Source organism: uncultured Pigmentiphaga sp., from assembly GCF_937950555.1.
GTDB lineage: Bacteria > Pseudomonadota > Gammaproteobacteria > Burkholderiales > Burkholderiaceae_B > Pigmentiphaga.
In genome coordinates this window covers 1-7,193 of sequence record NZ_CALFCW010000040.1, presented here as the reverse complement: position 1 = coordinate 7,193, position 7,193 = coordinate 1, and the positions used below count along the sequence as shown (strand labels likewise).

9 protein-coding genes and 1 pseudogene are annotated in these 7,193 nt (G+C 64.2%); 7 read left to right on the top strand and 3 right to left on the bottom strand.

Annotation, left to right across the window (positions count from 1 at the left end; genetic code table 11):
• The 7 genes and pseudogenes from Q0319_RS10830 to Q0319_RS10800 all read left to right on the top strand — a co-directional run.
• Positions 1-182, top strand: a pseudogene (locus Q0319_RS10830) (biphenyl 2,3-dioxygenase); the annotation flags it as partial.
• Between the two features lies 1 nt (position 183).
• Positions 184-693, top strand: coding sequence for an aromatic-ring-hydroxylating dioxygenase subunit beta (locus Q0319_RS10825; RefSeq protein WP_299452418.1), 510 nt, complete (start codon positions 184-186; stop codon positions 691-693).
• A gap of 11 nt (positions 694-704) precedes the next feature.
• Positions 705-1,670 carry an amidohydrolase family protein gene (locus Q0319_RS10820; protein ID WP_299452416.1) on the top strand — a complete coding sequence of 322 codons (966 nt, stop codon included), beginning with the start codon at positions 705-707 and terminating at the stop codon, positions 1,668-1,670.
• Between the two features lie 44 nt (positions 1,671-1,714).
• Entirely contained in the window at positions 1,715-2,467 is a 753-nt protein-coding gene (locus tag Q0319_RS10815) for an Asp/Glu racemase (RefSeq protein WP_299452414.1), read from the top strand.
• A 27-nt stretch (positions 2,468-2,494) separates the two neighbouring features.
• Positions 2,495-3,322, top strand: a complete 828-nt coding sequence (locus Q0319_RS10810) for an alpha/beta hydrolase (RefSeq protein WP_299452412.1) — start codon at positions 2,495-2,497, stop codon at positions 3,320-3,322.
• Between the two features lie 55 nt (positions 3,323-3,377).
• Positions 3,378-4,412: a 2,5-dihydroxypyridine 5,6-dioxygenase gene (locus Q0319_RS10805; RefSeq protein WP_299452410.1), complete on the top strand. Its 1,035-nt coding sequence runs from the start codon at positions 3,378-3,380 to the stop codon at positions 4,410-4,412.
• 9 nt (positions 4,413-4,421) lie between these two features.
• On the top strand, positions 4,422-5,051 hold the full coding sequence (locus tag Q0319_RS10800) for an isochorismatase family protein (protein WP_299452408.1): 630 nt from the start codon (positions 4,422-4,424) through the stop codon (positions 5,049-5,051).
• A gap of 48 nt (positions 5,052-5,099) precedes the next feature.
• Here Q0319_RS10800 and Q0319_RS10795 read toward each other — a convergent pair whose 3' ends face one another.
• The 3 genes from Q0319_RS10795 to Q0319_RS10785 form a co-directional block, all read right to left on the bottom strand.
• Positions 5,100-5,609, bottom strand: a complete 510-nt coding sequence (locus Q0319_RS10795; RefSeq protein ID WP_299452406.1) for a MarR family transcriptional regulator — start codon at positions 5,607-5,609, stop codon at positions 5,100-5,102.
• Positions 5,610-5,775: 166 nt separating this feature from the next.
• A complete protein-coding gene (locus Q0319_RS10790) occupies positions 5,776-6,510 on the bottom strand; it encodes a sulfite exporter TauE/SafE family protein (RefSeq protein WP_299452404.1) in 735 nt (244 codons plus the stop codon).
• Position 6,511: 1 nt separating this feature from the next.
• Positions 6,512-7,193, bottom strand: a 682-nt coding sequence (locus Q0319_RS10785; protein WP_299452402.1) for a thiamine pyrophosphate-dependent enzyme, incomplete at its 5' end; no start/stop codon positions are given.

Sequence of the window (7,193 nt, the reverse complement as noted above, 5' to 3'; positions counted from 1 at the left end):
GATTCCTGGGGCTGGAGGACAACGAAGCCATGAAATTCGTGCAGGAAGGCGTACGTCGCTCTGTCAGCGACCGGGCCATCGTAAGGCTGGACGCGGACAAGATCGGCACGGCCGACAACCTGATATCCGAGGCCGCGATCCGGTCGATGTACCAACACTATCGAAAAGTCATGGGATTCTAGGATGTTGCACGGATTCGAAAGGAAAGATGTCGATCAGGACCAAGCGCTGGCCGCCCGCGCGGCGGTGGAAGATTTCCACGCCGAGTACTGTGCCGTGCTGGATAGCGGCGATATCGAGGGCTGGCCGGAATTTTTCACCGATGACTGCCTGTACCGGGTGACCGAGTACGAAAACGCGGCGCTGGGCCTGCCGGTCGGACTGGTGTACGCGGAAGGAAAGGACATGCTGCGCGACCGCGCCGTTGCGATCGCGCGTACGCAAATGTTCGCGCCGCGTCGGGTCCTGCATTTTGTCAGCAACGTGCGCATTCTCGACGTCGGCGACGAAGAAATCGTCGCCCAGAGCAACTACATGCTGCTGCAGACTCTCGTCGAAGGCGCGACCACTCTCCACCAGGCCGGCCGCCTCTATGTCCGCTTCGCGCGCAACGGCAACACGCTCCTGCTCCGCGAGCGCCAAGCCGTGTACGACACGGCCATCATCGCCAACAACCTGGTCTACCCGGTCTAGGAGCACGCCCAATGGATACCCGCATACGCAAGATCGCGCTCGAAGAACACTTCTCGACGCCGGGCCTGCCCAACTACGCCAAGGCCTTTACGCGCCACATCGACCCCGAGATCCTGCGCGACCTGGCCGCCAGGCTGTCCGACTTCGACGACCGCCGGATCCAGGAAATGGACCAAGCGGGTATAGCCTACTGCATACTGTCGCAGACCGGACCGAGCGTGCAGGGCGAACAGGATGCACGGCAGGCCATGGCATACGCCCAGGCCAGCAATGACTTTCTCGCGCAGCAGATCGCGCGGCACCCGACCAGGTTCGGCGGCTTCGCAACGCTGGCCATGCATACGCCGCAACAGGCCGTGGGCGAGCTCACGAGAGCCGTTAAGCAACTCGGATTCAAGGGCGCGCTGGTAAACGGCCATACGTTCGGCGCCTATTACGACGACCCTTCCTACGATCCGTTCTGGGAAGCACTGCAGGATCTGGGTGTGCCCCTTTACCTGCACCCGGCGGACGCCGTTGCCACCCCCCGGGCGCTCGAAGGACACCCCGAACTGGCTGGCGCGACCTGGGGCTGGCAAGTCGAAACGGCCAGCCACGCGCTGCGTCTGCTGTTCGGCGGTGTCTTCGACCGTTTCCCCCGGGTAAGGGTCATACTCGGCCACATGGGCGAGGGCCTGCCTTTTATGCGCTGGCGCTTCGACAGCCGCTTTGCGGTGTATCCCCACGGCGTGCGGCTCCAGCGTCCGCCTTCTTCCTATATCGGCACGAACATCCTGATCACCACGTCCGGAGTGTGTTCGGCGCCCGCCCTCCTGGGCGCGATCGGAGAAATGGGCCCGGAGGCGGTCATGTTTTCGGTCGACTATCCGTACGAGTCCACGGCCCTGGCCGCCGAGTTCATCGAACAGGCCCCGCTGGACGAGGAAGTCAGGCAGCTCGTCTGCCACGGTAACGCGCAACGCATCTTCGGGCTGTAGCCGGCGCGCCGAAACACCGCCCGGCCAATCAAAAGGAGTAGAACGTGACGAAAAGCTTTCGCATCGGCCAGATCGTGCCGAGTTCCAACACCACCATGGAGACGGAAATACCCGCCATGCTGATGGCAAGGCAAACCATTCTGCCCGAGCGGTTTACCTTTCACTCCAGCCGCATGCGCATGAAGAAAGTAGTCAAGGAAGAACTGGCCGCCATGGACGCGGAGTCGGACCGCTGCGCCGTCGAACTGAGCGATGCCCGGGTGGACGTGCTGGGTTATGCATGCCTGGTCGCCATCATGGCGATGGGCCATGGCTATCATCGCACGTCGCAACGCCGCCTTTCGGAAGGCACGGCCCGCAACGGCGCTGCGGCACCGGTAATCACCAGCGCGGGTGCCCTCGTCGATGCGCTTAAGGTCATCGGTGCCAAGCGGATCGTCGTGGTCGCTCCTTATATGCGCCCGCTGACGGAACTGGTCGTCGATTACATCCGCAACGAAGGCTATGAAGTCATCGACTATCGGGCACTGGAGATCCCCGACAACCTCGAGGTCGGCCGCCACGACCCCGCCTTGCTCCCGGATATCGTCAAAACCCTGCCGTACCAGGACGCCGACGCGGTAGTCCTATCGGCATGCGTACAGATGCCGTCGCTTCCCGTGGTCGCCAAGGTAGAGGCGATGACCGGGAAACCCGTGCTGACCGCCGCGATCGCGACCACCTACGCGATGCTCAAGGCCTTGGATCTGGACCCTGTCGTACCCGGAGCAGGCGCGCTGCTGTCGGGGGCCTACTGACCGCTTGCGCATCATCGAGGCGAACACATGAGTCAATCTTCCAATTTCCTCTACGGCGCGAATGTCCACGCGAACGGCATAAGGCAGCACTTCCTGCGATACGGCGGCGATGCCGGCCCGCGCGGGCAACAAGACCCGGTGATCGTCGTCCCGGGGATTACCAGTCCCGCCGTCACATGGGGATTCGTAGGCGAGCGGCTGGGCGCCACGTTCGATACCTACATTCTGGACATCCGTGGCCGGGGCCTGTCTTCCGCGTCCAGCCAGCTCGACTACAGCCTGGATGCGCAAGCCGACGACCTGGCCGCATTCGCCCACGCGATCGGCCTGACGCGGTACAGCGTGATCGGTCATTCCATGGGCGCGCGGATCGCCATCCGGGCGGCCAAGGCCGCACCGGGCATGGCCCGTCTCGCCATGATCGATCCGCCTGTCTCCGGTCCGGGACGCCGTCCCTACCCGGCGAAACTGGACTGGTATGTCGATTCCATCGCGCAGGCCCGCGAAGGCATGGACGCCGAAGCCATGCGCGTCTTTTGTCCCAGTTGGACCGATGCGCAACTGAAGCTGCGTGCGGAGTGGCTGCACACCTGCGACGAACGGGCGGTACGCGAGAGTTTCGAAGGCTTTCACAGCGACGATATTCACGCCGATCTTCCGACGCTGCGCATCCCGTCCTTGCTGATGACCGCCGAACACGGCGGGGTTGTCGACGACGCGGATGTCGAGGAAATCCGCGGACTCGTGCCCCACCTGCAGCATATCCGGGTGCCCGGCGCAGGTCATATGATTCCCTGGGACAACGAGCCCGGCTTCTACGAAGCGTTCGGCACGTTCCTGGGCGCTCCCGTCTAATCGCATCGCACAGCCGCCCCACGGCCGGGGCCGGCCGCACCCCTGGAGATTATTCATGCCCGTCAGCGACTACCAGATGGTCGAGGCCTGGAAGCAGGTCTTGACGCTTTCACGTCTCGAAGCCGGCCAAACGGTAACCATACTTACCGGTCCTGCCACGCATCCGCAAACATTATCGACGGCTTTGATCGCCGTGCAATCCATCGGGGCGACCGTCAATCGCCTGGACCTGCCGCCGGTCAATGGCGAAAAAGCCCTCAGCCGGGACGCGCTGGCCTACCTCGGCACCACGGCACTGACGGGAAACCGTGCCGCCATCGCGGCGCTCAAGGCAAGCGACCTGGTCCTGGACCTGATGACGCTGCTGTTTTCGCCAGAACAACTGGATATTCTTCGCGCAGGCACGAAGATCCTGCTGGCGGTGGAGCCGCCCGAGATACTGGCGCGGTTGGTGCCCACGGCCGGGGACCGCGAACGCGTACTGGCCGCGCAGCAACGCATCGCCGGCGCCAGGCAGATGCATATCGTTTCGGCAGCCGGCACGGACCTGCGCTGCCCCCTGGGCGAGTTCCAGCCGATCGCAGAGTACGGGTTCGTCGACGAGCCCGGCAGGTGGGACCATTGGCCCAGCGGCTTTGCGTTGACATTTCCGAATGACGGCACCGCGCACGGCCGCATCGTGATCGATCGCGGAGACATTATCTTGCCGCAGAAATGCTATGTGCGCGAGCCCGTGCAGCTAACGGTGGAAGGCGGCTATGTCACGCAGATCGACGGCGGCATCGAGGCCGAGCTGCTGTCCGAATACATGGCCACCTTCGACGACAAGGAAGCCTACGCAATCTCGCATATCGGCTGGGGCCTGCAACCTCGCGCGCACTGGTCGACACTGGGCCTGTATGACCGGGAAGCCACCCTCGGCATGGACGCCCGCGCTTTCGAAGGCAACTTCCTGTTCTCGCTCGGGCCCAACAACGAGGCCGGCGGCAACAGGACCACGGCATGCCATATCGACGTCCCCCTTCGTCATTGCGATGTCTTCCTTGACGGCGAAGCGGTGGTTCGCAACGGCGTCGTGCTCGACCACTGAGGCGCAACCATGTCCACACAGAACGATCTTGCAGTCTACGAACGGCAAAGCTTCGGCGCCCCGTTGGAACCCAAGGCGCCGGTCGGTTTGCTGATCGTCGATTTCGTCAATGGCTTCGCTGACGGCAACCAGTTCGGAGGCGGCAATATTGCCACCGCCATCTCCAATACCGTGGGTCTTCTGGCTTTTGCCCGGGCCAGGAAATGGCCGGTCGCGCATACCCGCATCGTGTTCGCCGACGACGACGCCGACGGCAACATCTTTACCGAAAAAGTACCCGGCTTGCTTGCGCTCAAGGAGCAGGGCCGGGACAGCGCGATCGTGCCGGAGCTCATGCCATGCAAGGGAGAACTCGTGGTGCGCAAGACGGTGCCATCGGCCTTTTTCGGTACCGGCTTGTCCGCCTGGCTGACACAGCGGGGCGTGCAAACCCTCGTTGTGGCCGGCGCCGTCACCAGCGGCTGCGTGCGTGCGTCGGTCGTCGATGCAATGCAATACGGATTCCGCCCCTACGTGCTGTCGGACTGCGTCGGAGACCGGGCAATCGGCCCGCACGAGGCCAACCTGTTCGATATGGCACAGAAGTACGCGGCGGTCATGCCACGCGACCAGGCGCTGGAGATACTCGGGAAGCTTTGACGACACGACGGCAAGGCGCTGCGGACCGCCTCCTCCCGCGCGGGGCCGTCAGTCGAAATGCTTGAGCAGCGTCCGGCCGTACTGGTTATTGCCTTCGACGAGCTGCAGCATCATGCGAACGAAGGTGGCCCGGTCCTGAGGTGTCAGCGGGGAAAGGAACCGGATTTGCGCTTCGCGCATCGCTTCGTACATGTCTTCCGTGACCTTGAGACCGCGGGGCGTGATGCTGGCGATCTTGATGCGGCCATCCGTAGGGCTGGGCTTGCGCTTGACCAGCCCCCGGTCTTCCAGGCGATGCAGGACATCCGCCATTGTCGTGCGGTCCACACCGACTTCGGCGCACAGCGACGTCTGATCCAGGTTCGGGTGTTCCCTCAGGGTAGTCAGCACTCCATACTGGACGGGGGTGATTCCGAAGTCCTTGCAGCTTTCGTAAAACAGCGAAATATGGATCTGGTTCAGCCGCCGGATCAGGAACCCGGGACGCTGCCACAGACGTCCGGTCTCGATTACGTCTGCTGGCTTATTCGGCTTGCTGCCGGCATTTTTTGCACTCATTGCTTTGTGTCCAGGCTTTCGAAACGGGCGACTTTGAATTCCGGTGCGCGCTCTCGACATGAAGCCCGCCGGACGGCAACATGCCGCCGTCCGGGCTCGCACAATCGTCAGTGTACTGGATGATAACGAAATGGCGGGGAGCTGGCATCGCCACGCTCTCGGTCCATCATCCCCGCAATCCGGATATCAGCAGCATCGCTCCCGAAATCGCCAGCAAGGCCAGAACCAGCTTGCGAAACAGCACGTCGTCGAAGCGACGATACAGCCATAGCCCGAACAGCGTCGGCACCAGCATGGCCGGCGCCACCACCAGGAACAGGCGATTGGTCTCCGCGGTCAGCACGCCGCTCACGCCATACGCCGTCAGCGTCAGCGCATGCACCGTCAGGTTGAAACTCTGGAACACCGCGCGCTGCTCGTCGCGCGGCCAGCCTCGCAACACGCACCACAGCGTCGGCGCCGAGGCCGACATGCCGCTCAGCCCGCCCATGAGCCCTCCAATCCAGGCCACCGTGGCGTCGGCCATCCGCCCTCCGTGGCGGATGCGCGGCAACTCCGCCACCAACAGCAGCGATAGGCAATACACCACCAGCACCGCGCCGATCACCAGCTTGAAGTGACGGGGATCGATATCGTGCAGCAGCGCCACGCCGAACGGTATGCCCAGCGCCCCGCCGATCAGGAAAGGCAGCGCGCGCCGCAAGTTGAAGGCGCGGCGCAGCGCACCCAGGCCCAGCAATTGCCCCACCAGCGAGCCGAACACCACCAGCGGCGCCACCACTTCGGGGGCCAGCGTCCATGACCAGAACACCATGGACGCCATGCCGAAGCCGAAGCCCGTCATTCCCTGCACGAACCCGGCGACGCAGGCGCCGGCCGCCACCAGGGCGATGATCTCCATGCTACCTGCGCACGAGCGGAGCCGGCAGGCCCTCCAGCGTGACGTTCAGGCAGAACGGCACGCGCCGCTCGGCGGCAGCCTGCTTCAGTGCGGCGGGCAGCGCCGCCAAGTCGTCCACGTAGGCGCCTTGCGCGCCGAAACCCTGCGCCACCTTTTCGTAGCGCGTGGGCAGCAACTCGCAGCCGACGGTGCGATCCTTGCCGTAGGTATTGAGCTGGATCTGGTATTCGGCGTTCCAGCGGGCATCGTTGGCGACCAGGCAGACGAACGGCAAACCATAGCGCACGCCGGTATCTATTTCGGCGCAATGGAAACCGAAAGTGCCGTCGCCCATGACCGCGACGATGGGCGCATCCGGATAAACGCAGCGCGCGCCCAGCGCCATGGGCAGCGCGCCGCCGATGGCGCCGGCCACACCGTTGACCATACGGTGTCCGGCGCGCAGGCAGGCCTGGGCCCACTGGCCGCATTCGCCACCGTCGCAGACCAGCACCGAGTCGGGATGACTGTCGAGCAGTTCCTGCACCGGCCGGAACAGCGCGGCGGGGTGGATGCCTTTGCCCGCGATCTGTCCTGCCGATTGCCATTCCGGAGGACGGTATTCGACGGCGGCCCGGACTTCCTCGCGCCACGCGTCGTATCCGCCCTGGCCCTGGCCGGCGCGCGCGAGCTGGCCGGTGGCC

Coding starts and splice junctions, on each gene's coding strand:
- Q0319_RS10825 (WP_299452418.1), top strand. CDS start 184: ATGTTGCACGGATTCGAAAGGAAAGATGTCGATCAGGACCAAGCGCTG.
- Q0319_RS10820 (WP_299452416.1), top strand. CDS start 705: ATGGATACCCGCATACGCAAGATCGCGCTCGAAGAACACTTCTCGACG.
- Q0319_RS10810 (WP_299452412.1), top strand. CDS start 2,495: ATGAGTCAATCTTCCAATTTCCTCTACGGCGCGAATGTCCACGCGAAC.
- Q0319_RS10805 (WP_299452410.1), top strand. CDS start 3,378: ATGCCCGTCAGCGACTACCAGATGGTCGAGGCCTGGAAGCAGGTCTTG.
- Q0319_RS10800 (WP_299452408.1), top strand. CDS start 4,422: ATGTCCACACAGAACGATCTTGCAGTCTACGAACGGCAAAGCTTCGGC.
- Q0319_RS10795 (WP_299452406.1), bottom strand. CDS start 5,609: ATGAGTGCAAAAAATGCCGGCAGCAAGCCGAATAAGCCAGCAGACGTA.
- Q0319_RS10790 (WP_299452404.1), bottom strand. CDS start 6,510: ATGGAGATCATCGCCCTGGTGGCGGCCGGCGCCTGCGTCGCCGGGTTC.